This is a genomic window from Sphingobium scionense (assembly GCF_014197035.1).
Taxonomy (GTDB): Bacteria; Pseudomonadota; Alphaproteobacteria; order Sphingomonadales; family Sphingomonadaceae; genus Sphingobium; species Sphingobium scionense.
Genome location: NZ_JACIEU010000011.1, coordinates 123,144 through 145,641 on the forward strand (window position 1 = coordinate 123,144; position 22,498 = coordinate 145,641).

General features: G+C 65.1%; 23 protein-coding genes. 16 read left to right on the forward strand and 7 right to left on the reverse strand.

The features are described from left to right. Positions 1–111: 111 nt before the first annotated feature. The 3 genes from GGQ90_RS14640 to GGQ90_RS14650 all read left to right on the forward strand — a co-directional run bounded on the left by GGQ90_RS14640 (position 112) and on the right by GGQ90_RS14650 (position 4,324). Positions 112–1,923 carry a DUF885 domain-containing protein gene (locus GGQ90_RS14640; RefSeq protein ID WP_188082817.1) on the forward strand — a complete coding sequence of 604 codons (1,812 nt, stop codon included), beginning with the start codon at positions 112–114 and terminating at the stop codon, positions 1,921–1,923. Between the two features lie 76 nt (positions 1,924–1,999). Beyond that, positions 2,000–3,889 carry a CocE/NonD family hydrolase gene (locus GGQ90_RS14645; protein WP_188082818.1) on the forward strand — a complete coding sequence of 630 codons (1,890 nt, stop codon included), beginning with the start codon at positions 2,000–2,002 and terminating at the stop codon, positions 3,887–3,889. 39 nt (positions 3,890–3,928) lie between these two features. Continuing rightward, positions 3,929–4,324: an MAPEG family protein gene (locus GGQ90_RS14650; RefSeq protein ID WP_188082888.1), complete on the forward strand. Its 396-nt coding sequence runs from the start codon at positions 3,929–3,931 to the stop codon at positions 4,322–4,324. Positions 4,325–4,361: 37 nt separating this feature from the next. Here GGQ90_RS14650 and GGQ90_RS14655 read toward each other — a convergent pair whose 3' ends face one another. After that, a complete protein-coding gene (locus tag GGQ90_RS14655; protein ID WP_188082819.1) occupies positions 4,362–5,846 on the reverse strand; it encodes a replicative DNA helicase in 1,485 nt (494 codons plus the stop codon). A gap of 125 nt (positions 5,847–5,971) precedes the next feature. On the opposite strand from GGQ90_RS14655, the gene GGQ90_RS14660 reads away from it, so the two are divergent. The 6 genes from GGQ90_RS14660 (at position 5,972) to GGQ90_RS14685 (ending at position 11,943) form a co-directional block, all read left to right on the forward strand. Then, positions 5,972–6,454 carry a UPF0262 family protein gene (locus GGQ90_RS14660; protein ID WP_188082820.1) on the forward strand — a complete coding sequence of 161 codons (483 nt, stop codon included), beginning with the start codon at positions 5,972–5,974 and terminating at the stop codon, positions 6,452–6,454. A gap of 64 nt (positions 6,455–6,518) precedes the next feature. Further along, complete coding sequence (locus GGQ90_RS14665) at positions 6,519–7,151, forward strand: GH25 family lysozyme (RefSeq protein ID WP_188082889.1); 633 nt, start codon at positions 6,519–6,521, stop codon at positions 7,149–7,151. Continuing rightward, positions 7,148–7,621: a cytidine deaminase gene (locus GGQ90_RS14670; protein ID WP_188082821.1), complete on the forward strand. Its 474-nt coding sequence runs from the start codon at positions 7,148–7,150 to the stop codon at positions 7,619–7,621. Before GGQ90_RS14665 ends, GGQ90_RS14670 begins: the two co-directional genes overlap by 4 nt. A gap of 7 nt (positions 7,622–7,628) precedes the next feature. Then, complete coding sequence (gene dcd / locus GGQ90_RS14675) at positions 7,629–8,183, forward strand: dCTP deaminase (RefSeq protein ID WP_188082822.1); 555 nt, start codon at positions 7,629–7,631, stop codon at positions 8,181–8,183. 33 nt (positions 8,184–8,216) lie between these two features. Beyond that, a complete protein-coding gene (locus tag GGQ90_RS14680; protein ID WP_188082823.1) occupies positions 8,217–8,993 on the forward strand; it encodes a metallophosphoesterase family protein in 777 nt (258 codons plus the stop codon). A gap of 118 nt (positions 8,994–9,111) precedes the next feature. Continuing rightward, positions 9,112–11,943, forward strand: a complete 2,832-nt coding sequence (locus GGQ90_RS14685; protein ID WP_188082824.1) for a TonB-dependent receptor plug domain-containing protein — start codon at positions 9,112–9,114, stop codon at positions 11,941–11,943. A 145-nt stretch (positions 11,944–12,088) separates the two neighbouring features. On the opposite strand, the gene GGQ90_RS14690 is transcribed toward GGQ90_RS14685, so the two are convergent. Both GGQ90_RS14690 and GGQ90_RS14695 read right to left on the reverse strand, forming a co-directional pair. After that, on the reverse strand, positions 12,089–12,775 hold the full coding sequence (locus tag GGQ90_RS14690; protein ID WP_188082825.1) for an anti-sigma factor family protein: 687 nt from the start codon (positions 12,773–12,775) through the stop codon (positions 12,089–12,091). After that, a complete protein-coding gene (locus GGQ90_RS14695; protein ID WP_004212209.1) occupies positions 12,772–13,260 on the reverse strand; it encodes an RNA polymerase sigma factor in 489 nt (162 codons plus the stop codon). The genes GGQ90_RS14690 and GGQ90_RS14695 overlap by 4 nt, the downstream gene beginning before the upstream one ends. A 240-nt stretch (positions 13,261–13,500) precedes the next feature. On the opposite strand from GGQ90_RS14695, the gene GGQ90_RS14700 reads away from it, so the two are divergent. Beyond that, positions 13,501–14,823 carry a S8 family serine peptidase gene (locus GGQ90_RS14700; RefSeq protein ID WP_188082826.1) on the forward strand — a complete coding sequence of 441 codons (1,323 nt, stop codon included), beginning with the start codon at positions 13,501–13,503 and terminating at the stop codon, positions 14,821–14,823. 99 nt (positions 14,824–14,922) lie between these two features. Then, positions 14,923–15,609: a hypothetical protein gene (locus tag GGQ90_RS14705; protein WP_188082827.1), complete on the forward strand. Its 687-nt coding sequence runs from the start codon at positions 14,923–14,925 to the stop codon at positions 15,607–15,609. 91 nt (positions 15,610–15,700) lie between these two features. Here the strand turns inward: GGQ90_RS14705 and GGQ90_RS29695 are convergent, their stop codons facing one another. The 3 genes from GGQ90_RS29695 to GGQ90_RS14720 all read right to left on the reverse strand — a co-directional run bounded on the left by GGQ90_RS29695 (position 15,701) and on the right by GGQ90_RS14720 (position 18,364). Continuing rightward, the gene (locus GGQ90_RS29695) at positions 15,701–16,318 is read right to left on the reverse strand and encodes a methyl-accepting chemotaxis protein (protein WP_188082828.1); all 618 of its coding nucleotides are present in this window, start codon (positions 16,316–16,318) and stop codon (positions 15,701–15,703) included. Between the two features lie 156 nt (positions 16,319–16,474). After that, positions 16,475–17,182 carry a response regulator transcription factor CtrA gene (ctrA, locus tag GGQ90_RS14715; protein ID WP_188082829.1) on the reverse strand — a complete coding sequence of 236 codons (708 nt, stop codon included), beginning with the start codon at positions 17,180–17,182 and terminating at the stop codon, positions 16,475–16,477. 288 nt (positions 17,183–17,470) lie between these two features. Continuing rightward, positions 17,471–18,364, reverse strand: coding sequence for a LysR family transcriptional regulator (locus GGQ90_RS14720; protein WP_188082830.1), 894 nt, complete (start codon positions 18,362–18,364; stop codon positions 17,471–17,473). Positions 18,365–18,473: 109 nt separating this feature from the next. On the opposite strand from GGQ90_RS14720, the gene GGQ90_RS14725 reads away from it, so the two are divergent. After that, positions 18,474–19,193: a pirin family protein gene (locus GGQ90_RS14725; protein ID WP_188082831.1), complete on the forward strand. Its 720-nt coding sequence runs from the start codon at positions 18,474–18,476 to the stop codon at positions 19,191–19,193. A gap of 131 nt (positions 19,194–19,324) precedes the next feature. Continuing rightward, positions 19,325–19,924: an NAD(P)H:quinone oxidoreductase gene (gene wrbA, locus GGQ90_RS14730; RefSeq protein WP_188082832.1), complete on the forward strand. Its 600-nt coding sequence runs from the start codon at positions 19,325–19,327 to the stop codon at positions 19,922–19,924. 119 nt (positions 19,925–20,043) lie between these two features. Here wrbA and GGQ90_RS14735 read toward each other — a convergent pair whose 3' ends face one another. Then, positions 20,044–20,229 (reverse strand): hypothetical protein, encoded by a 186-nt coding sequence (locus GGQ90_RS14735; RefSeq protein ID WP_004212193.1) that lies wholly within the window; start codon positions 20,227–20,229, stop codon positions 20,044–20,046. A 168-nt stretch (positions 20,230–20,397) separates the two neighbouring features. On the opposite strand from GGQ90_RS14735, the gene GGQ90_RS14740 reads away from it, so the two are divergent. The 3 genes from GGQ90_RS14740 to GGQ90_RS14750 all read left to right on the forward strand — a co-directional run bounded on the left by GGQ90_RS14740 (position 20,398) and on the right by GGQ90_RS14750 (position 22,357). Beyond that, the gene (locus GGQ90_RS14740; protein ID WP_188082833.1) at positions 20,398–20,853 is read left to right on the forward strand and encodes a carboxymuconolactone decarboxylase family protein; all 456 of its coding nucleotides are present in this window, start codon (positions 20,398–20,400) and stop codon (positions 20,851–20,853) included. Further along, complete coding sequence (locus GGQ90_RS14745) at positions 20,853–21,713, forward strand: sigma-70 family RNA polymerase sigma factor (RefSeq protein WP_188082834.1); 861 nt, start codon at positions 20,853–20,855, stop codon at positions 21,711–21,713. The genes GGQ90_RS14740 and GGQ90_RS14745 overlap by 1 nt, the downstream gene beginning before the upstream one ends. Before the next feature lie 89 nt (positions 21,714–21,802). Then, positions 21,803–22,357, forward strand: coding sequence for a hypothetical protein (locus tag GGQ90_RS14750; protein WP_188082835.1), 555 nt, complete (start codon positions 21,803–21,805; stop codon positions 22,355–22,357). The last annotated feature ends 141 nt before the right edge of the window (positions 22,358–22,498 follow it).

Consider the following 22,498-nt stretch of genomic DNA (forward strand, 5'->3'; position numbering starts at 1 on the left):
GGCCCTATCTTATTGTAACATTGCGTAACAAGCGCGGGCGCGCGCTGGACCTGTCGTGTCAGCAGCGCAATACACTCCCCCCTTTCCCACGGGACTTAAGGGAGTCGCTCCATGGATCGTCGTCAATTCCTGCTTTCCTCGGGCGCGGTTGCGCTCGCCACCGCTGCGCCCCGCGCGCTGGCCCAAGCCGCTGGCGCCGATGATGCGCGCCTGTCGGCAGCCTTCGCCACCGCCTTCGAGCGCCAGCTCGACCTGTCGCCCGCCATGGTCACCAGCCTCGGCCTCGACAAGGGTGCGCGTTCCGCCGCCAAGAGCCAGCTCGATGACAACAGCAAGTCGGGCACGATGAAGAAGCTGGCCGCGACCCAGGCCGTGATCAAGGAATTCAAGGGATATGAGGGCGCCGCCTTGTCGGATGCGCAGCGCCTGAACCTGGAGGTGATCCTCTATTCGCTCGACCAGCAGACCGTCGCCCCGGCCAAGTTCGGCCTCAACAGCGTCCAGCGCCCCTATCGCATCTTCCAGCAGGGCGGCAGCTATTTCCAGACGCCCGATTTCCTGAACACCGCCCACACCATCAACACTGCCGGTGATTGTGAGGCCTATGTCGCCCGGCTCGACGCCTTCGCCCGCAACCTGCGGACCGACACCGCGCTGCAGCGGGACGAAGCCGCGCGCGGCTATCTGGCGCCGGGCTGGTCGCTCGACCTGACGCTTGGCCAGATGAAGAAGCTGCGTGGCCAGCCGGCCGCGACCAGCAGCCTGGTCCAGTCGCTGGTGAAGCGCGCCGCTGCCAAGGGCGTGACCGGCGACTGGCAGGCACAGGCCGCCGCGATCGTCGAAAAGTCGATCTACCCCGCACTCGACGAGCAGATCGCCGCGATCGAGGCATTGAAGCCCAAGACCGTCGCAGGCGACGGCGTGTGGCGGACCCCGCGCGGCGATGAAATCTACGCCGCCGCCTTGAAGCAGGCGACCACCACTGACCTTAGCGCCGACCAGATTCACGCCATGGGACTGGAGCAGGTTGCCGACATCAGCGCCAAGCTGGACGTGATCCTGAACGATGCCGGCTTCACCAAGGGCAGCGTCGGCGAAAAGCTCGCCGCGCTCAATGTCGACCCGGCCCAGCTCTATGCCGACAGCCCGGACGGCCGCGCCGCCCTGCTCGCCCAGCTCAACCGCGATCTCGACGCGATGAAGGCGAAGCTGCCCCAGGCGTTCACGACGATCCCCAACACGCCGCTCGAAATCCGCGCCGTGCCGGTCGAGATCCAGGACGGCGCCTCCAACGGCTATTATAACCGCGCCGCGCTCGACGGTTCGCGCCCGGCCATCTACTTCATCAATCTGAAGGATGTCGGCGACTGGCCGAAATATGGCCTGCCCGCGCTCACCTATCATGAAGGCGTGCCGGGTCATCACCTCCAGATCTCGACCGCACAGACCGCCGGCGACGTTCCCATGCTGCGCAAGATCGCCTTCATGAGCGCCTATAGCGAAGGCTGGGCGCTCTATGCCGAGCAACTGGCCGACGAACTGGGCGGCTATGCGACGCCGATCGACCGCGCCGGCTATCTCCAGTCCTTCCTGTTCCGCGCCGCCCGCCTGGTGGTCGACACCGGCATCCACTCCAAGCAATGGAGCGTCAAGCAGGCGACCGATTACATGGTCGAGAAGACCGGCTTCGCTCGCCCCCGCTGCCAACGCGAAGTCGAGCGCTATTGCACCCAGCCGGGCCAGGCGACCAGCTACAAGGTCGGCCATGGCAGCTGGACCAAGGCGCGCGAAAAGGCGCAGGCGCTGCTGGGTGACAAGTTCGATATCAAGCAGTTCCACGCGGTTCTTGAGGAAGGCGCGATGCCGCTGTCGATCCTGGAAAAGCGGATCGAGGATCGCGCCCGGGCGCTCATTCAGGCCTGATAAAAGACAAGCGGGTCCGGCCTTCCCTCAAGGCCGGACCCGTTGCATGATCGCAAAAGAACAAAGGGGTATCGCCATGCTTCGTGCCGCACAGATTTCCGCTGCCGCCCTGATGATCGCTGCGCTCGCCGCGCCGATCGCCGCGCAGACCGATCCGATGACCCCGGACAAGGTCGATGTCTATGATCCGGCGCGGCCGCAGGCGGACTATGTGCGCAAGGAAGTGATGATCCCGATGCGCGACGGGGTGAAGCTGTTCACCGTCATCGTCATGCGCAAGGGCACCAGCCATGGCCCGATCCTGCTGACCCGCACCCCCTATGATGCGGGCAAGGCGACCAGCCGCAACCGCAGCCAGAAGATCGAGGAAATCCTGCCGGTCATGGACGCGGATTTCGTCAATGACGGCTATATCCGCGTCTATCAGGACGTGCGCGGCCTGAAGGGGTCGGAGGGCGACTATGTCATGACCCGCCCGCTGCGTGGCCCGCTCAACAAGACCGACGTCGACAACAGCACCGACGCCTATGACACGATCGACTGGCTGGTGAAGAATGTGCCGGAAACCAACGGCAAGGTCGCGATCACCGGCTCCTCCTATCCCGGCTTCACCTCGCTGATGGCGCTGATCGATCCGCACCCTGCATTGAAGGCCGCCGTGCCGCAGAGCCCGATGGTCGACGGCTGGATGGGCGACGACTGGTTCCACAATGGCGCCTTCCGCAATTTCGGCTTCGGCTACAGCCTGTCGCAGACCGCCAAGAAGGGCGGCGGCGCGATCCCGATGGGCAATGGCGACGAATATACGACGATGCTGAACGCCGGATCGGCCGGCGACTTCGCCCGCGCCTATGGTCTCGACGCCTTCCCCTCGGTCCGCAAGCTGCTCGAACACCCCGCCTATGACCCCTATTGGCAGGAACAGGCGGTCGACAAGCTGCTGGCCAGGCGCACGCTGACCGTGCCGACCATGCTGGTCGTGGGCCAGTGGGACCAGGAGGACAGCTATGGCGCGCCAGCGGTCTACAAGGCGCTGGAACCGCAGGACAAGAAGAACGACATGGTCAGCCTGGTGATCGGTCCCTGGCGCCATAGCGGCGTCAATTATGAGGGCCGGAGCCTGGGCGACCTCCAGTTCGAGGGGGATACCGGCCGCCAGTTCCGCGTCGGCACGATGAAGCCCTTCCTCGACCATTATCTCAAGGACAATCCGCCGGCCGGCTACACCATGCCCGGCTCGCTCACCTATGCGACTGGCATCGACAAGTGGGAAACCCGCGCCAAATGGCCCGGCGGCACACCGACCCCGCTCTATCTCGGCGCCAGTTACAGCCTGTCCTGGGCCAAGCCGGCAGCCGCCGGCAGCGATTCCTATGTGTCCGATCCGGCCAAGCCGGTCCCCTATCTGCCCCGGCCGATCCATCAGGACCAGAATGAGGCCTGGCGCACCTGGCTGGTGAAGGACCAGCGTTTCGTCGATGGCCGCCCCGATGTGCTGACCTATGTGACGCCGGTGCTGGACAAGGACGTCCATATCGCCGGCCAGCCGATGGTCGACCTGTTCGCCGCCACCAGTGGCACCGACAGCGACTGGGTGGTGAAGCTGATCGACGTCTATCCGGAGGAAAATACCGCCAATCCGGTGATGGCCGGCTATGAACTGCCGATCGGCATCGATATCTTCCGGGGTCGCTATGCCCATGGCTTCGACAAGCCGCAGGCGCTGACGCCGGGCAAGGCGGAAAATTACAAGTTTGGCCTTCCGAACGTAAACCATGTGTTCAAGCCGGGCCACCGCATCATGGTGCAGATCCAGTCCAGCCTGTTCCCGGTCTATGACCGCAACCCGCAGACCTATGTGCCCTCGATCTTCGATGCGAAGCCGGGCGACTACAAGCCGGCGACCCAGAGCGTGCAATATGGCGCGGCGGGCGCCAGCGCGATATGGTTGCCGATCGTCAAATAAGCGGATGGCAATGCGCCGCCGCGATCAAGGGAGGGCATGATGGCAGTTGAACTGAAGATCCTAGCCTGGGCCTGCGTCCTGCTGCTGGTCCATATCTTTGCGGCGGCGCACCTCAAGACCAAGCAATATGGCCTGAAATGGAATACCGGAGCGCGGGATGAAAACCTGCCCCCGCTCGATCCCGTCGGCGGGCGGCTAGTCCGTGCCCAGGCTAATTTCCTGGAAACCTTCCCGATCGCGATCATCGTTCTGTTCGGCGTGGTCGTGGCGGACCGCACCAGCGAATGGACCGCGATCGGCGGCTGGCTATGGCTGGTCTCGCGCGCGCTCTATCTGCCGCTCTATGGCCTGGGCGTGCCGGTGGTCCGCTCGCTCGCCTATCTCGCCAGCATGATAGGCCTGTGCATCATCTTCAAGGCATTCGTCGCCGGTTGACCGGGGTGGCGGCGGAGGCACCCGCCGCCACGCCTGACTATTCCAGGTCTTCCAGATAGGACGTGCCCTCGGCCAGATCCGAAAAGCGGGTGATCTTGGCGTCGAACTTCATGCGGATACGCCCGGTCGAACCGTGACGCTGTTTGGCGACGATCACTTCGGCGAGGCCGTAGATGCGCTCCATCTCCTGCACCCATTCCTGATGCTCGGGGCCTTCCTTGTTGCCCGGCTCCTTGGCGGCAACATAATAATCCTCGCGGAACACGAACCAGACCATGTCCGCGTCCTGCTCGATCGAGCCCGATTCGCGAAGGTCGGACAGCTGCGGGCGCTTGTCCTCGCGCTGTTCGACCGCACGGCTAAGCTGCGACAGCGCCAGCACCGGACAATTAAGTTCCTTCGCCAGGGTCTTCAAACCACGGGAAATTTCCGAAATTTCGTTGACGCGATTGTCGCCCTTGCCGGTGCCCTGCAGCAGTTGGAGATAGTCGACCACGATGAAGCCGACATCATGGCGGCGCTTGAGGCGACGGGCACGGGTGCGCAGCGCCGCGATCGTCAGGCCCGGCGTATCGTCGATGAACAGCGGCAGTTCCTGCAGGTCGCGCGCGGCGCGCGACAGGTTCTGGAAGTCCGCCCGGCTGATCTTGCCCATGCGCAACGCTTCGCCGCTGATGCCCGACTGTTCGGCCAGAACGCGGGTAGCGAGCTGATCGGCCGACATTTCGAGGCTGAAGAAGGCGGTCTTGGCGCCCATATTCTTTTCCGGCGGAATGCCGTCGCTATTGTCCCGCAGCCAGCGCGACGCCGCATTATAGGCGATATTGGTCGCCAGCGACGTCTTGCCCATGCCCGGACGCCCGGCCAGGATCATCAAGTCGGAATTGTGCAGACCACCGATCTTCTCGTTGAGGCTGTTGATGCCGGTGGTGATACCCGACACATGGCCGCCGCTGTTGAGCGCGCGTTCGGCCACCTGCACCGCCGCCGTCGAGGCGGACAGGAAGCTCTTGACCGACCCGGTCTCCCCCTCGCCTTCGGACACTTTGTAGAGCGAGACTTCGGCCTGCTCGATCTGCTCGCGCGGATTGACATCCTCGCTGGTGTCCATCGCATTTTCAACCAGTTCACGGCCGACATTCACCAGCTGCCTGAGCAGGGCAAGGTCATAGATCTGCGCCGCGAAGTCGCGTGCGCCCAGCAGCGCCGCACCATTGCCGGTCAGCTGCGCCAGATAGGCCGCGCCGCCCAGCTCCTTGAGCGCCGGATCCTGTTCCAGCATCGGCTTGAGCGTCACTGGATTGGCGATCATGTCGCGCTCGACCAGGCGCATCACCGCATCATAGATACGGCCATGCAGCGGCTCGAAGAAATGCTCCGCTTTCAGCTTGATCTGCACATCCTCCGCAATCCGGTTGTCGATCATCAGCGCGCCCAGCAGGGCGGCCTCCGCTTCGACATTGCGGGGGAGTTCCAGCCCGCCCTCTTCGGGGGCTGCATTGAGTTTCACCAGTTCGACCATGGCGCCCTCATCGCGCCACCACGCGGGTCGCGCAAGGGCGAAGGTTGAAACGACCGCACATCGCGCTCGTCCACAAGTCGCGCTTGCTTTTCGTGGCCCGTCGCCGCACTGACAGCAGACCCGCCATGGCCGACCCGCGCATCATAGACATCAAGCTCGACGAGCGCACGATCCTGTGGCGCAACGCGGATGTCGAGCAGGAACGGCGCATCGCCATTTTCGACCTGCTGGAGGACAATCATTTCGCGCCGCAACGCGCCCATGCCGACGGCTATGCCGGACCCTATAAAGTGGTGCTGCGGGTCGAGGAAGGGCGCCTGGTCATCGAGATCAACCGTGCGGATGACAGCCCGCTGGAGGCGATCATCCTGGGCCTGGGCCGTTTTCGCCGGCCGATCCGCGAATATTTCGCCATCTGCGACAGCTATTATCAGGCGATCAGCAATGCCTCGCCAGCGCAGATCGAAACCGTCGACATGGCACGGCGAGGCATTCACAACGACGCGGCCGAGATGTTGAAGGAGCGGCTGGAGGGGAAGATTGCGGTCGATTTCGATACCGCGCGCCGCCTGTTCACACTCATCTGCGTATTGCATATCAAGGGGTAACATCATCGGGCGTTTGACTTTGGGGGGCTTGCTGGTCCGCTTGGGGGCGGTTCTGGCAATCATCATGGTGCTGGGTTCGGCACTATGGATCTATGCACGCGGATGGGCACCAAACCGCGACGAATATCCGACCCAGGGCGTGTCGGTGACATCCGACACTGGCCTGGTCGAATGGGGCACGCTTGCGGCCCAGGGGGCGGATTTCGCCTATATTCGCGCGGCCCGGGGCGCCAGCATGCGCGACCCCCTGTTCGCCGCCAACTGGCGCGGCGCGCGCGGCGCGGGCATGCGCTATGGTGCCGCGCTGGACTATAGCCTGTGCGCCAAGGCGGTCGACCAGGCCACCCAGTTCATGACCACCGTGCCGCGCGACAATGCCGCCTTGCCCCCGGTCATCCGGCTGGGGTTCGATCCCTCCTGTGCCACGCGCCCCGGCCGCGACCAGGTGCTGTCGGAACTCAACACGCTGGTCAATCTGGTCGAAAGCCATGCCGGCAAGCCCGCGCTGCTCAACATCAGCCCCGATTTCGACGCGACATATGACATCGCGAGCGGCATCAACCGGACATTGTGGGTCGATGGCAATTTCTTCGCGCCCGATTATGCCAAACGGCCATGGGTGATGTGGACAGCCAGCGACATGCGGCATATCGACGGCGTCGACGGACCGATCAGATGGGATGTGGTGGCACCATGAGTGCAGAAGACAAGAATATCGCCGCGCTGGTCGCGGCAGCACGCGGCGCCATGGCCCATGCCCATGCGCCCTATAGCCGCTTTGCCGTGGGCGCCGCCGTGCGCCTGACCGATGGCAGCATCGTCACCGGCAGCAACTTCGAAAATGCCAGCTACGGCCTGTCGCTCTGCGCCGAAACGGTCGCACTGGCCACCGTCAATGCCCAGGGACGCCTGACCGATGTCGCGGAGATCGCCGTCGTCGGCGGCGGCATGGCGGCGGACGGCAGCGTCGGCGGCGAGGCAATCGTCAGCCCCTGCGGCCGGTGCCGCCAGGTCATCAACGAGGCCGAACAGATGGCCGGCCGCACCCTCGCCATCTATTGCATCGCGCCCGAAGGCGACGGCCTGGTCCAGCATAGCGTTGCCGGCCTTTTGCCCCACGCCTTCGGCCCGGCCGACCTTGGCATCACTCCTACTCAGAAGAGCTGACAGACCCATGTCCATCCTTTCCGACCGCTGGATCCGCGAACAGGCCCTGTCGACCCGCATGATTGAGCCGTTCGTCGAGAACCAGCGCCGCGACGGCTGCATCAGCTATGGCCTGTCCTCCTATGGCTATGACGCGCGCGTCGCCGACGAGTTCAAGATCTTCACCAATGTCGACAGCGCCGTGGTCGATCCCAAGGATTTTGCCGCCAACAGCTTCGTCGACCGCAAGACCGACGTCTGCATCATCCCGCCCAACAGCTTCGCCCTTGCCCGCACGGTCGAATATTTCCGCGTGCCGCGCGACGTGCTGGTGATCTGCCTCGGCAAGTCCACTTACGCCCGCTGCGGCATCATCGTGAACGTGACGCCGCTGGAGCCGGGCTGGGAGGGCCATGTGACGCTGGAATTTTCCAATACCACGCCGCTGCCCGCCAAAATCTACGCCAATGAAGGCGCCTGCCAGTTCCTGTTCCTGAAGGGCAACGAGCCTTGCGAGGTCAGCTATGCCGACCGGGCCGGAAAATATATGGGACAGCAGGGCGTGACATTGCCGCGCCTGTGATGCTGTGGCAGCATCGCGGGCCATGAATCGCCCATGGTCCTCCCGATGCTGAAATTCCTGCGCCGGTCCGATGGCGTGGACGGGACGCCCCCCAGCGTGGGGGATGACCGGCGCATCTATGCGATCGGCGACATTCATGGCCGGCTGGATTTGCTCGACCAGTTGCTCGGCATGCTGGTCGCCGACAATGCACTGCGCCCGACCAAGCAGCGCCGCCTTATCCTGCTAGGCGACCTCATCGATCGGGGGCCTCATTCCGCCCAGGTCATAGAGCGGGTCCGGGCGCTGCATGGATCGGGCGGCAATATCGGGCTGGTCAAAGGCAATCATGAAGAGATTTTCGTCATGGCCGCGCGCGGCGACCAGGGTGCGGTCGGCTTTTTCCGCCGCATCGGCGGCGTGGAAACGCTCGCCAGCTACGGCCTGCCCCCTTCGCTGAGCGCAGACATGGACGACCAGGCGATCGCCCACTGGATGCTGAACCATATTCCGCGCGCGGATGTCGACTTCCTCGACAGCTTCGTCGATCATATGACGGTCGGCGACTATCTGTTTGTCCATGCCGGCATCCGTCCGAGGGTGGCCATCGCCGAGCAGCGACCGTCCGACCTGCGCTGGATACGCGGCGATTTCCTCAACCATGCCGGCCGGCACGACAAGATGGTCGTTCATGGCCACAGCATCACGCCCGAGGTCGAAAATCTCACAAACCGCATCGGCATCGACACCGGCGCTTATTATTCCGGGCGCCTGACCGCTATCGGCCTGGAGGGCGCGGATCGCTGGTTCCTGCAGACCGGCGAGAATTGATTCCGTTCGTCGAGACCGCCGTGGCCCCGCGCTTTTGTTGCCAGCCGATGGCGGATCATCCCTGATATTTCGTTCCCATGACAAACGGCAGAAAGCGCCGATCAGCAGGGGACATATCATGCAGATACGCCATGTTCTGGCGGGCATGTCGCTCGCTACATGCCTCGCGCCGACCCAACTGCTTGCCGCCCCTGCGCCGGACACCAGCCTGTCGCAGCGGCACAAATTCTCTATCCCGTCCCAGCCCCTGAGCGGCGCGCTGCGGGCGCTGTCGGCGCAGGCCGGCATTCGCATCCTCTTCCCCTATGACGAGGTCGCGAGCATCCGCAGCCGTCGGGTCGAAGGATGGCTGAGCACCGACGAAGCGCTGAACCAGTTGCTCGCCGGCACCGCATTGCGCCGTTCCCCGGCCGGCGCAGGCGTCATCGCGCTCGTCACCCCGCAAAACCGCAGCGCCGTGCGGCGACGCCCGCTGGCGATCCAGTTCGCGCAGGCCAGCGGTTCATCCACGCTCGATGGCCTGGCCATGGCCCCGGCGCCCGAGCCGGCGGCCGAATCCGCCCCCATCATCGTCACGGGCACCCGCCAGACGACCCGCACCGTCGCCGAAAGCCTGGCGCCGATCGACGTGCTGGGCGAAAAGGATCTGGAAGCGAGCGGCAAGCAGTCGGTGCGCGACCTGCTGGGCACGCTCGTCCCGTCGATCAACGTGTCGAACAATGGCGCCGGCGCCAGCTGGGCGGTGCGCACCCTGTCGCTGCGCGGCCTGGGCGGCGACCAGTTGCTGGTGCTGGTCAATGGCAAGCGGCGCCATAATACCGCCACCCTGTTCATCAACGGATCGGTCCAGAATGGCCAGTCGCCGCCGGACCTGGACCTGATCCCCGGCAATGCGATCCAGCGGATCGAGGTGCTGCGCGACGGCGCATCGGCCCAATATGGGTCGGACGCGATCGCCGGCGTCGTCAACATCATCCTGAAGAACGACACCCAGGGCGGCGCGGCGCTGACCATGGGCAGCACCGCCGACAATGGCGGCTGGCAGGGCCGCTGGCAGATCGACAAGGGCTTCGCGATCGGCCCGGACGGCGGCTATATCCACCTGTCGGGCGAAGGCGTGCTCCAGGACAATACGGTGGTGAACAGCAGCCCGATCACCAGCAATCCCTTCTATCCCACCGGCGACGCGCGCAATGCCGATCCGGACCGCATTCGCGCCAGATATGGCCAGCCGCAGGTCATCGGCGGCAATGCCAGCTATGATGCGATGATGCCGGTCGGCGGGACCATGGAGATGTACAGCTTCGGCACTTACTCCAAGCGGCATGCGGCCGGCTGGCTGACCTATCGCAACCCGGCGGCACTCAACAACATCCTGGATATCTACCCCGAAGGCTATATTCCGCGCATCCACGTCTATGACGAGGATTTTCAGGTCGCCGGTGGGCTGCGTGGCGAGATTGGCGGCGGGGTGCATGTCGACCTGTCGACCAGCTATGCGCAGGACGCGGTCAAATATGCGCAGACCACCTCGCTCAACCCCTCCATGGGGCCGGCCAGCCCCACCCATTTCTACCTCGGCAAGATCCGCTTCGACGAATGGACCAGCAATCTCGACTTCAGCAAGGAACTGGACATCGGCCTCGCCGGGCCGCTTTCGGTCGCGGTCGGTGCCGAGTATAAGAAGAACAAGTTCCTGATCGGGCGAGGCGACCCGGAATCCTATATCGATGGCGGCTATGTCTCGCCGGCCGGCAGCTGGTGGGCGGGGGCGACGCGCACCGGGGTCGGGTCGCAGGGCGTCACCGGCTTTGTCCCCGAAGGCGCCGGCAGTTGGAACCGCGACAACTGGAGCGCCTATCTCAACCTGGAAGGTGAGATCATCGAGGGGCTGGAGTTCGGCCTGGCCGGGCGGCACGAGGATTATTCCGACTTCGGCACCACCGATACCGGCAAGGCGTCGCTGCGCTTCGAGCCGTTTCGCGGCTTTGCCATTCGCGGCACCGCCAGCACCGGCTTTCGCGCGCCGACGCTGCAGCAGCAGCATTATGCGTCCTCCTCCACGATCAACGTCACCGTCAACGGCGTGAACCAGCTGCTGCCGGTGCAGGCGCTGCCGGTAGACGGCGTCGCCGCGCGGGCGCTGGGGGCGCAGCCGCTGAAGCCGGAAAAGTCGACCAACTTTTCCGCCGGCATCGTCCTGACCCCGGCGCCCAATTTCAACGTCACGGTCGACGCCTATCAGATCAAGGTCAGGGACCGCATCCTGCTGTCCGAAACGCTGAGCGGCCCGGTGGTCATGAATGCGCTGGCGGCAGCGGGCATACAGGGCATTGCCGGCGGCCTCATCTTCTCCAACGCGGCCGACACGCGCACTCGCGGCCTCGATATCGTCAGCACCTATCGGGCGGGGCTGGGCGACCTTGGCACCGCGACGATCAGCCTGTCCGCCAATTTCAACAAGACCATCTTCACCCATATCGACCCGGTCCCCGACGAGATCGCCGCATCCGGGCTGGTGCTGATCGGCCGGGCCAAGCAGGGCGACCTTTCCGAAGGGACGCCGCGCGACAAGCTGATCGGCAACATCCTGTGGGAAAAGGGTGATTTCAATCTGAACCTGCGCGCCACCCGCTATGGCAAAATCTATCAGCGGGCCAGTGCGGCCGTCTATCATACCGAGGATTTTCAAAGCTGCACGGCAGGCAGCACCGGTTGCCTTTATGATTATGTCGACGAGAAACTGAGCCCCAAGACGATCCTCGACCTCGAACTGGGCTACCGACTGACGCGGGGCGTCAAGCTGTCGGTCGGGGCCAATAATCTGCTCAACACCTATCCCAACAAATTGAGGCCGGTGAACCGGACGGCCGGCAGCCTCTACAATGGCTATGCCCCCTATGGGATCAGCGGCGGTTTCTATTATGGGCGGCTGAACCTGGAATTCTGACGCGACAGTTGAAAGTTCACAGTGTCGTGCAACGCGAAATCGGCCGTTTTTGCGGCCTAGCGCGCCTGTCAGGCTTCCCTGACGCGCCACCGAAGCGACGGTGAAGCGACACGGAAGCAACAGTCAGGCGACAGCGAAGCGGCAGTTAGCGCCAGCCGGCCGCCTGCGCCGCCCGCTCGCCCTGCGCATCGACCGGGGCGCCGTCGATCAGGCCGTCGATGGTGGCGAGAAGGCGCGGATCGGCCGAGGCAGCCTGACGATATTCGCTCGCCTGGCCCTTGCCGGACACCGCCTGCAGCAATTGCCAGCCGGCATCGGTGCGGCAGGCGACACCGGCCATGGCCGCGCCGTCGAAGCTGCGGCACCAGCCGCCGCCCTTGCGCCGGAAGCTGAGGCCGATGTGAATGGAACCGCCCTCCCCGGCCGAGGCCAATTGGCTGTCGAGCGCGGTGGCGAGCGATCCCCGCGCCAGCATCGCGCCATTCCTGACCGCAATCGGTCCGTCTTGTCCGCCCGACATATGGCCGATACCCAAGCCCAGCAGCAGGCTGGCGGCGATCGCGCCGCCCGTAACCCAGCTCCAGCGTCGCGAGGGTCGCGCGATCGGCACCACCGTCGGCGAGGCGAGCATGGCCTGCATCGACGCAGGCACATCCTCCTGCGCGATCGGCGCGAAATGGCCGGCCAGCCGCGCGCGCAGCCGGCGATGCTGCTCCAGTCGGGCGGCCAGCGCGGGATCGTCCGCCACCGCGCGGTCAACGCGCCGCCGGGTCACCTCATCCAGTTCGCCATCCACCCAGGCGATCAGCATGGCTTCGTCAATGTCGGTCATGCCGCTTCCCCCAAGAGTTCGATGAGCGCGCCGCGTCCGCGCACCAGCCGCGACGTCAGCGTGCCCATCGGTATGTTCAATATCGCAGCCGCCTCCTTGTAGGACAGCCCCTCCACCAGCACGAGCGCGATCGCCTCGCGCTGTTCGGGCGGCAGCGCCTGCATCGCCCGGTCGACGTCGGACAGGGTCATGGCCTGTTCCACCGCCTTGTCGCCGGCATAACCGACGTCGGCCCCCGCCTCTTCCGGCGCGAAGGTTCTGGCGGCCCGCTGACGGGCGCGACCCTCATCGATCCAAAGATTGCGCATGATCCGATACATCCAGCTGTCGAGCCGCGTGCCCGGTTGCCACTGGTCGCGGGCGCGCAGCCCCTTTTCCAGTGCCGCCTGGCACAGATCGTCGCCATCGGCGCGATCATGCGACAGGCTGGCGGCAAAACGCCGCAGCCGGGGCAGGATCGCCAGCAGGTCGCGCTCGAACGACATGGTTTCTCCAAAATATTCTTCGTTTGGAAAATGCGCCCAAGCGCATTTTCAGTACCGCACCGGCCCTCTCCCCCACCCGGCCACCCATAGAATATAGCCGTTGGGTGGCCGGGTGGGGGAGAGGGCCGGTGCAGCAAATCCGGTTTCAATCGGATTTACAAACGACCACTTCAGGGATGAAACGTCCCTGCCCGGCCGTTTCATCCTTCAGAAAGTCCAGCAACCGGAATTTTTTTGACGATGGACGATTTTGACGCTGAAAAGGCCGGCGATGACCGGCGGGAAGAGACAGAGATGAGATGGACGCGCCCGTTGCTGATCGCGGGATTGTGGCTCGCAGCACCGGGTGCGCAGGCGCAATTGCTGCCGGCGCCGGCCGCCGGTGCGCTGGGGGGCGGTGCGCTGGGCGGGGTCGGCCAGATAGTGCCCGACACGCTCGACCGGCTGGGCGGCATCGTCGACCAGAGCGACCTGGATCGGCTGTCGCCGGCGCGGCTGGCCGATCGCCTGGCAGCGGCGCGCGCGGCGCGGATCGACGCGCTGTTGCGCCAGCATGGCGACGCGGTCGAACTGGACGACCAACGCCAACCCGCAAGGCGCGGCATCATCCTGCTGACCGGGGCGGATGCGGCCGCTATCGAGAAACTGCGGGCGGCCGGCTATGGGGTGGAACGGGTCGAGGCCGAGGGGATCGACATGGCGATCACCCGACTGAGTGTGCCCGACGGCCAGAGCCTGGCGCGGGCGCTGCGCAGCGTGCGCAAGATCGCCCCGCAGGCGCAGGCGAGCGCAGACAATCTCTATTTCCCGAGCGGCGCGGCTGCGGAGGGGCGATCCGCTACACTGGCGAGCCATGGCAGTGTCGGGCGCGGCGCGGCCGGGCTGATCGATGGCGGCGTGGCCGCACATCCGGCGCTGGCGGGCGCGATCGAACAGCGTGGCTTCGTCGCCGGCGCACCCAGGGCCAGCGCCCATGGCACGGCGGTCGCGTCGCTGATCGGCGGCAGTGGCCGCGTGAAGGGCGCCGCGCCGGGCACGCCGCTGCTGGTCGCCGATGTCTATGGCGACGATCCGGCCGGCGGCAGCAGCTTTGCCATCGTCCGCGCGCTGGGCTGGATGGCGGCGCGCGGCGCGAAGGTGGTGACGATCAGCCTGGTCGGGCCGGACAATCCCTTGCTGGCCGGGGCGATCCGCCTGGTGCGCGACAAGGGGGTGATGCTGGTCGCGGCAGTCGGCAATGACGGCCCGGCCGCCCCGCCCGCCTACCCCGCATCCTACCCGCAGGTGATCGCCGTGACCGGCGTGGACGGGCGCGGCCGGTTGCTGCCCGAGGCCGGTCGCGCGGCCCATGTCGATTTCGCTGCGCCCGGCGCGGACATGATGGCCGCCGACATGGCGGGCGGCCGGGACAAGGTGCGCGGCACATCCTTTGCGGCGCCTTTGGTGGCCGGGCGGCTGATGGCTGGCGGATCGGTCGAGGCGTTGCGGCGGGAGGCAAAACCCGCTCGCGGCAAGGGCTATGGCGCCGGCATATTGTGCGACGCGTGCAGAAATATGGATTGAATTACCGTAGCTTGTAAGAAAATTTCTGGCTTCCGGGATTAAAGCGAAACGCCCCGCCGTTGTCCTGTCATCGGATCAAGATGACCAAGGAGACGGTCCATGAAGACGCAGATTATCATCGCAACCGCCTGCCTCGCGGCGCTCACCACAGCCCCCGCCTCTGCCCAGTTGCTGGGCGGTGGCGGCGCCTTGGGTGGTGGCGGCCTGGGTGGCATCACCGGCGGCCTGGGCGGCACGCTGGGCGGTTCGTTCGGCGGATCGGGTAGCCTGGATCGCAGCATCGACCTCGACAATGGCCGGGTCGGCGCCAGCGGCAACGGCAATGGCCGCGCCGAAGGATCGGCAAGCCGTCATGGCAAGAGCCGCTCGGCCAGCGGATCGGGATCGACCGGCGGCAATCTGGCGGTCGATACGCTGGGCACCAGCGATGTGACCGGCGCAACCGATGCGGCGCGCAGCCGGGCCGGCGACACGGCCGGCGCCGCACGAGACCGGGCGGAAAGCGGCGTCGCGACGGCGCGCGACCGGGCGAGCAGCACCGTGGCATCGGCCCGTGACCGGGCAGGTAGCACGGTTGCCACCGCACGGGATCGGGCGGGCTCGACGGCCAGCGGCGCACGGTCGACGGCGGGGAATGTCGCGGGCAACGCGACCCATGCCATCGGCAGCGCCGCGTCGATCGACGCCAGCGGCCAGCTTTCGGGCAGCGGCGAGACCCATGGCAGCACCAGCCAGCCGCAGGGCGAGGCCGCTACCCCTTCCTCTTCCGATCAGGCGACGGATTGACCCCATAACCCCGTATCCCGTGACCTGACGGAAACGGCCGGCGATCCTCATGGATCGCCGGCCGCATCATGTCCGCAATCGGGCGACGGGATCAGCTGGACGCGACCACCATGGCGCGGGCGCGATCGGTCGCCGCGCGCGTGTCCCCCGCCAGTTTCTTGACCTCGGCCGCGACCACCGCGAAGCCGCGCCCGGCCTCGCCGGCCCGTGCCGCCTCGATCGTGGCGTTGAGCGCCAGCAGGTTGGTCTGGTTGGCGATGCCGCTGATCGTGTCGACAATGTCGACCAGCCCGTCGACGGTGCTCTTGAGTTCCGCGCGCAAGATCTTGGAGGGGGTGGTGTCGGTCGCGATCTTGAGGATGCGCTCGACCCGACCTTCGGCATTGAAGACCGGATTATAGGTGGCCTGCAGCCACACCTCTTGCCCATTCTTACCCAGGCGACGATATTCGCCGGCATCGAAATCGCCCTGCCCCAGCTTTTCCCACAGGGCGGCATAAGCGGCCGAACGCGCCTGCCCTTCGTCACAGAAGATGCGATGATGGCGCCCGACAATCTCTCCGAGGGCATAGCCCATGGTCGCCAGGAACAGGTCATTGGCCCAGAGGATCGTGCCGTCCGGCGCAAATTCGATCACCGCCTGCGAACGGCAAATGGCGTCCCAGACGGCATCGCGGCTATGGGGGTGAATGGCCTGGCCCATGAACATAAAACTCCTTCACCCCCGGCCTAGGCACGGATGGTAAATAGCGGCTTAATTCTACAGAAATTACATGATTTGTAACAATATGGCGCCAACGGAAAAGGCCGGCGATCCCTTCGGACCGCCGGCCTTTCCACCCCCTGACATAGAATCAGCGGTCGATCAGGCAACCCGCGTTTCGAACGCCTCGACCTCATCGGGATCACGCAGCACATAGCCGCGACCCCAGACGGTCTCGATATAATTGTCGCCGCTGCAGGCCAGTGCCAGCTTCTTGCGCAGCTTGCAGATGAAGACGTCGATGATCTTGAGTTCGGGCTCGTCCATGCCGCCATAGAGATGGTTGAGGAACATCTCCTTGGTCAGGGTCGTGCCCTTGCGGAGCGAGAGCAGCTCCAGCATCGCATATTCCTTGCCGGTCAGATGAACGCGGTTGCCGTCCACTTCCACGGTCTTCGCGTCGAGGTTCACCGCCAGCTTGCCGGTGCGGATGACCGACTGCGAATGGCCCTTCGAGCGGCGGACCACGGCGTGGATGCGCGCGATCAGTTCCTCGCGATGGAACGGCTTGGTGACATAATCGTCGGCGCCGAAGCCGAAGGAACGGACCTTGCTGTCCATTTCGGCGACGCCCGACAGGATCAGCACCGGAGTCTGCACCCGCGCCGCCCGCAGCTTCTTGAGCACGTCATAGCCGTGCATGTCGGGCAGGTTGAGATCCAGACAGATGATGTCATAGTCGTACAGCTTGCCGAGATCGAGGCCCTCTTCCCCAAGATCGGTGGTGTAGACATTGAAACCCTCGGTCGTGAGCATCAGCTCGATCGCCTTGGCGGTGGTTGGTTCGTCCTCAATCAGCAGCACGCGCATTGGAAGCCCCTTCGTGTCGCAGGTCCGTTCACCCCACCAGAACGGTTTCTGCTCGCAATCATTAACCAAAAAACTTCTGAAGGACAAAGGTTAATTTTTCGCTAACCCGCAGGAATCCGCGAGTCGTATAAAAACGAATCTGTTTACAAAGCGTTGACCCCGTAACGAAGCCCGCCGAGTCAAGCTGGATTACGGGACGGAACGAGCAAAGTCCTGCCCTGGTTCCGCCTTTCGCAGGAGCGATCCGCGCCGATCACAAGGCAGAAATTTGCACTTCGTAAACCAGCCTCAGCAACCATGGTGGCGGGTCAGGAAATCGAGCAGCGCCTCCACCCGTGCCGGCCGCAGGCGCGAGGGCGGCGTCACCAGATGCAGGCCGAAGGGCGGCGGCCGCCAGTCGAGCAATATCTCCTCCAGCTCACCCGAACGGATCGCGTCGCCGACGATGAAATCGGGCAGGCGGGCGATGCCGACGCCAAGGCGCAGCGCGGGCATCATCGCCTCACCACTGTTGACGGTAATGCGCGGGCGGACCTGCACCGTCACATTCTGCTGCCCCGGCCCGGTGAAGCGCCAGACATCGGGCGCGGTGACGTTGGAATAGCAGAGGCAGTCGTGGTTGCCGAGGTCGGACGGATGGGTCGGGTGCCCCCGTTCGGCCAGATAGGCAGGCGAGGCGACGACATGCATATGGACATCGGCCAGCCGGCGCGCGCGCAAGGAGCTGTCGGGCATGTCGGCGATGCGGATGGTGGCGTCGAGGCCGAGTTCGACGATGTCGATCTTTGCGTCGGACAAATGCAGGTCGACATCGACCAGCGGATTTTCCTTGGTGAACTGCGCGATCATCGGCGCGATCCGCAGCAGGCCGAAATTCATCGGTGCGCCCAGACGCACCGTGCCGGAGAGTTCGGCAGTCTCGTCGCGCGCGGCCTCCTCCGCCGCCTGTCCTTCGGCCAGGATACGCTGAGCGTGGTCCGCCAGGCGCCGGCCGCTCTCGGTCAGCGCCAGGCGGCGGCTGGTGCGGCTGAACAGGCTGGTGTCGAGATGCTGTTCGAGCCGGGTCACCGCCTTGGACACGGTGGCCTTGGAGACGCTGAGCGCCTTGGCCGCGTCGGTAAAGCTGCGATGTTCGACCACGGCGGCGAACATCGCCCAGGCCTCGAAATCGGGTAGGCGCATAAGGAAACAATCCGTTTCAACACTGCTTATTCAAGAAACGAACCTGATCGCTAGATTGTCGGAAAGCAAGCCGGAAGCTTCCGGCATTCGCATTCGAAAGGCAGACCCCATGAGCACGACAACCGCGAGCCGCATCGAGCGCCGCCCGTTCGCGTCGCTCGGCCATGCCGACCATGGCTGGCTGAACGCACGGCATCATTTTTCCTTCGCCAATTATTATGATCCCGCCCGCATGGGCTGGGGCGCGATCCGGGTATGGAACGACGACGAGATCGGTCCGCGCGCGGGCTTTCCGCCGCACCCCCACAGCGACATGGAGATCATCACCTATGTCCGCACCGGCGCGATCACCCACCAGGACAGCCTGGGCAACAAGGGCCGCACCGAAGCGGGTGACGTCCAGGTCATGTCGGCCGGCACCGGTATCCGGCACGCCGAATATAATCTGGAGGACGAGACCACCACCCTGTTCCAGATCTGGGTCATTCCCCGGTCGGTCGGCGGGTCGCCCAGCTGGGGCGCCAAGCCTTTCCCCAACGGCGATCGCGCCGGCAAGCTGGTCGTGCTGGCCAGCGGCCATGACGAGGACAAGGAAGCGCTGCGCATCCGGGCCGACGCCCGGCTGCTGGGCGGCACGATCAAGGCGGGTGAAAGCGTGATCTATGAAAGCGCAGAAGGCCGCCACCTCTATCTGGTCCCGGCGACGGGCCGGATCGAGATTGATGGCCAGGTCTTCGAGGCACGGGACGGCGCGGCCATCATCGGCGGCGCGCCCATCACCATCACTGCGGTCGAGGACAGCGAAATCGTCCTGGTCGACAGCGAATAGACATGACGCTTACACGCCGGTCCGTCACCCCCCTCCCCCAGACGGACCGGCCCCGGTCGCCCGCATGCTCCCTCCCTTGTGCGGGCGACCACCCCCTTCAATCTTTCAGTTTCAGATGAGGAGACATGACAATGGCTAAGGTTCTGGTTCTCTATTATTCGTCCTACGGGCATATCGAAACGATGGCCAAGGCCATGGCCGAAGGCGCTTCCGCCGCCGGCGCGCAGGTCGACATCAAGCGCGTGCCCGAAACCGCGCCGCTGGAAGTCGCCCAGAATGCGCATTTCAAGCTGGACCAGGACGCACCCGTCGCAACCGTCGCCGAATTGGCGGATTATGACGCGATCATCGTCGGCACCGGCACCCGCTTTGGCCGCATGTCGAGCCAGATGGCCGCGTTCCTGGATCAGGCCGGCGGACTGTGGGCGCGCGGTGCGCTCAATGGCAAGGTCGGCGGTGCCTTCACCTCGACCGCGTCGCAGCATGGCGGCCAGGAAGTCACCCTCTTCTCGATCATCACCAACCTGCTGCATTTCGGCATGACGATCGTCGGGCTGGATTATGGCTTTGCCGGCCAGATGGGCGTCGACAAGGTACGCGGCGGTTCGCCCTATGGCGCGACCACCCTGGCCGATGGCGACGGCAGCCGCCAGCCGAGCGAGGAAGAGCTGGACGGCGCCCGCTATCAGGGCCGCCGGATCGCCGAAACCGCGATCAAGCTGCACGGGTAATCGCCGCGCGCGCCGTCTGGGGAACGCAGCCTGGCTGCGTTCTTCGGTCGCATGGGTGCGCCATCAGGTTGTAGGGAGCTGGCACGCCGGGACTGCGCGCCAGCTCCTTTTTATTTGAATTATCCCAGCGTCTTGGGCGTGACCCAGACTTCGACCGGGGTGATGAACTTGCCCGGTGCGGGTTTGCCGACGACGACGCGGTCGGCGGTGACCAGTTCGCCATTTTCAAGGTTCAGCGACACCCAGGGCTTGGGCATGCGCTCGAACTTCATTTTCTGGATGGGCTGGCCGGTGGCCGTGTTCATGATGGTGGCAATGATAGACATAGGCGGCGGCTAGCGGGTGCCCCCTGCCCCTGTCCAGAGCCGGAATCGGCAAAATATTTTCGGTCCTCGCGAAAAAAGTCGCCGCCCATGTCACATCGGGCGCGGCCGTCTCGTCATGTCAGCAATAGCAAGCAAAGGAGCTGTATCATGACCGACAAGATCAATCCCTATGCCGCCGCGCCGCAGTTGATGAAGAGCTGGACCGCGCTCTCCACCGCGATCGCCGACAGCCTGGAGCCGAGCCTGATCGAACTGGTGAAGATCCGTTCGTCGCAGATCAACGGCTGCGCCAACTGCATCAACATGCACAGCTATGAAGCGCGCGAGAAGGGCGAGACCGAACAGCGCATCTACCTGCTGTCCGCCTGGCGCGAGGCGCCCTGCTACACCGACCGCGAGCGCGCCGCGCTGGGCTGGACCGAGGCGCTGACCGAAATCGCCAAGGGCCATGCCCATGAGGCCGCCAAGGAGGCGCTCAACTGGGAATTTACCGAGGAGGAGCAGGTCAAGCTGACCCTGATGATCAACATCATCAATGGCTGGAACCGCATCGCCGTCGGCTTCAACCTCTGGTATGACATGCCGATGAAGGCAGCGGCCTGATGGCGCGGGGGACGCAGATGGACGCGGCGGCGCGCTTCGACCCGCTGCGTCCCCGCCTGATCCGGGTCGCCTATCGCATGCTCGGATCGGTCGCCGATGCCGAGGATGTGGTCCAGGACGCCTTCCTCCGCTGGATGGGCTCCGACCGCAGCGATGTGCGCGAACCGGAAGCCTTTCTGCGCCGCATCGTGACCCGGCTCTGCCTGGACCAGATGAAGTCGGCGCGGGCGCAACGCGAAACCTATGTCGGCCCCTGGCTGCCCGAACCGGTGGTCGAGGAAGAAGATGAGGAAGAGGACGTCACCCTGCCGCTGATGCTGGCATTGGAGCGGCTGTCGCCGCTGGAGCGGGCCGCCTTCCTGCTGCACGATGTGTTCGGCCTCGCCTTTGACGAGGTGGCGAGGACCATCCAGCGCGATGCCGCCGCCTGTCGCCAACTCGCCGCCCGCGCGCGCGACCATGTGCGCGACGCCCGCCCCCGCTTCCAGGTCGAGAAACAGCGCGGGCTGGAAATTGCCGGCGCCTTCTTCGCCGCCTCGCGCAGCGGCGACATGAGTGCGCTGGGCGCGCTGCTGGCACAGGATGTCAGCTTCCACAGCGATGGCGGCGGCAAGCGCCCGGCCGCGATCCGCCCGGCGATCGGCCATGGCCAGGTGATGCAGGTCCACAAGGCGCTGGCGGTGCTGTTCGGCAAATATGGGTCGACCCTGCTGCGCACCTGCATGGTCAACGGCCTGCCCGGCTTCGTCACGCGCGAGGCCGATGGCGAGTTGCAGACCACCGCGCTGGACATAAAGGACGGCCAGGTGACCGCCATCTACATCATGCGCAACCCGGACAAGCTGCGCCATCTCCATTGATTGCTTAACCGCCGGATAAGCCCGTTCCTTGGGAAAATCGCAGCCCTTGCGGCGCCATGGCCGGATCGGGGACCGGGAGCGAAACAGAGATGGTTGGTGCGATCGGCGGCTCGGGCAATGGCTGGGGCCAGTTCAAGAAGGCGATGGAAGAGCTGGCCCAAAAGGCGCGGCAGGCGAACCAGAATGGCGGCAGCACGACAGCGAAAGTGACAGAGGCAAGCACGCCTGCGGCCACCACGCCGGTTGCGGCCAGCGAGCCGGTCGCCAGCGTCCAGCCGGCGGTCGAAACGACACCTACTGCCGCAGCGACCGCGCCGGCGCCGGTGATCGCGAGCGAAACAGCCGTCGTCGCCAGCGACAGCGTTTCCCTGTCACCTTCGCTGTCGCCCCTGACCTATAGCGCGCCCACGCCAGCGCCGCGATCGCAGGCCGTCGCCGTGCCGGAAACCACGCTGGACACGCAATTATCCGACGCGGGCTATTATGCGTCGCCAGCGGCATCGGCCGTCGCCGACCCGGTCGCCCCCGCCCAGCAGGAGAACGCCGCCGCGCTGAACCAGGCGCAGGTCATCGCCCAGGCCGCCTATGCCCTGGTCGCCCGCGCCGGCGAGGATCATCGCCTGTCGCTGATCCAGAAGGGGTGAAGCGGGATGCCGGGTCAGGCCCGGCATGACGGATTGGGGAATGGCAGGAAGCGACCATTTTTGGTCGTTGAGGCTAGCCGTAGTGTTTGCCACCTGCGGACATTAGAGGCTCAGAAACGAAGTAATGTTATGGGCGCAAAT

Bases quoted from the DNA above. Each gene is read 5' to 3' on its own strand.
- GGQ90_RS14640 (WP_188082817.1), top strand. From the start codon at position 112: ATGGATCGTCGTCAATTCCTGCTTTCCTCGGGCGCGGTTGCGCTCGCC.
- GGQ90_RS14645 (WP_188082818.1), top strand. From the start codon at position 2,000: ATGCTTCGTGCCGCACAGATTTCCGCTGCCGCCCTGATGATCGCTGCG.
- GGQ90_RS14650 (WP_188082888.1), top strand. From the start codon at position 3,929: ATGGCAGTTGAACTGAAGATCCTAGCCTGGGCCTGCGTCCTGCTGCTG.
- GGQ90_RS14655 (WP_188082819.1), bottom strand. From the start codon at position 5,846: ATGGTCGAACTGGTGAAACTCAATGCAGCCCCCGAAGAGGGCGGGCTG.
- GGQ90_RS14660 (WP_188082820.1), top strand. From the start codon at position 5,972: ATGGCCGACCCGCGCATCATAGACATCAAGCTCGACGAGCGCACGATC.
- GGQ90_RS14665 (WP_188082889.1), top strand. From the start codon at position 6,519: ATGGTGCTGGGTTCGGCACTATGGATCTATGCACGCGGATGGGCACCA.
- GGQ90_RS14670 (WP_188082821.1), top strand. From the start codon at position 7,148: ATGAGTGCAGAAGACAAGAATATCGCCGCGCTGGTCGCGGCAGCACGC.
- dcd (WP_188082822.1), top strand. From the start codon at position 7,629: ATGTCCATCCTTTCCGACCGCTGGATCCGCGAACAGGCCCTGTCGACC.
- GGQ90_RS14680 (WP_188082823.1), top strand. From the start codon at position 8,217: ATGGTCCTCCCGATGCTGAAATTCCTGCGCCGGTCCGATGGCGTGGAC.
- GGQ90_RS14685 (WP_188082824.1), top strand. From the start codon at position 9,112: ATGCAGATACGCCATGTTCTGGCGGGCATGTCGCTCGCTACATGCCTC.
- GGQ90_RS14690 (WP_188082825.1), bottom strand. From the start codon at position 12,775: ATGACCGACATTGACGAAGCCATGCTGATCGCCTGGGTGGATGGCGAA.
- GGQ90_RS14695 (WP_004212209.1), bottom strand. From the start codon at position 13,260: ATGTCGTTCGAGCGCGACCTGCTGGCGATCCTGCCCCGGCTGCGGCGT.
- GGQ90_RS14700 (WP_188082826.1), top strand. From the start codon at position 13,501: ATGGACGATTTTGACGCTGAAAAGGCCGGCGATGACCGGCGGGAAGAG.
- GGQ90_RS14705 (WP_188082827.1), top strand. From the start codon at position 14,923: ATGAAGACGCAGATTATCATCGCAACCGCCTGCCTCGCGGCGCTCACC.
- GGQ90_RS29695 (WP_188082828.1), bottom strand. From the start codon at position 16,318: ATGTTCATGGGCCAGGCCATTCACCCCCATAGCCGCGATGCCGTCTGG.
- ctrA (WP_188082829.1), bottom strand. From the start codon at position 17,182: ATGCGCGTGCTGCTGATTGAGGACGAACCAACCACCGCCAAGGCGATC.
- GGQ90_RS14720 (WP_188082830.1), bottom strand. From the start codon at position 18,364: ATGCGCCTACCCGATTTCGAGGCCTGGGCGATGTTCGCCGCCGTGGTC.
- GGQ90_RS14725 (WP_188082831.1), top strand. From the start codon at position 18,474: ATGAGCACGACAACCGCGAGCCGCATCGAGCGCCGCCCGTTCGCGTCG.
- wrbA (WP_188082832.1), top strand. From the start codon at position 19,325: ATGGCTAAGGTTCTGGTTCTCTATTATTCGTCCTACGGGCATATCGAA.
- GGQ90_RS14735 (WP_004212193.1), bottom strand. From the start codon at position 20,229: ATGAACACGGCCACCGGCCAGCCCATCCAGAAAATGAAGTTCGAGCGC.
- GGQ90_RS14740 (WP_188082833.1), top strand. From the start codon at position 20,398: ATGACCGACAAGATCAATCCCTATGCCGCCGCGCCGCAGTTGATGAAG.
- GGQ90_RS14745 (WP_188082834.1), top strand. From the start codon at position 20,853: ATGGCGCGGGGGACGCAGATGGACGCGGCGGCGCGCTTCGACCCGCTG.
- GGQ90_RS14750 (WP_188082835.1), top strand. From the start codon at position 21,803: ATGGTTGGTGCGATCGGCGGCTCGGGCAATGGCTGGGGCCAGTTCAAG.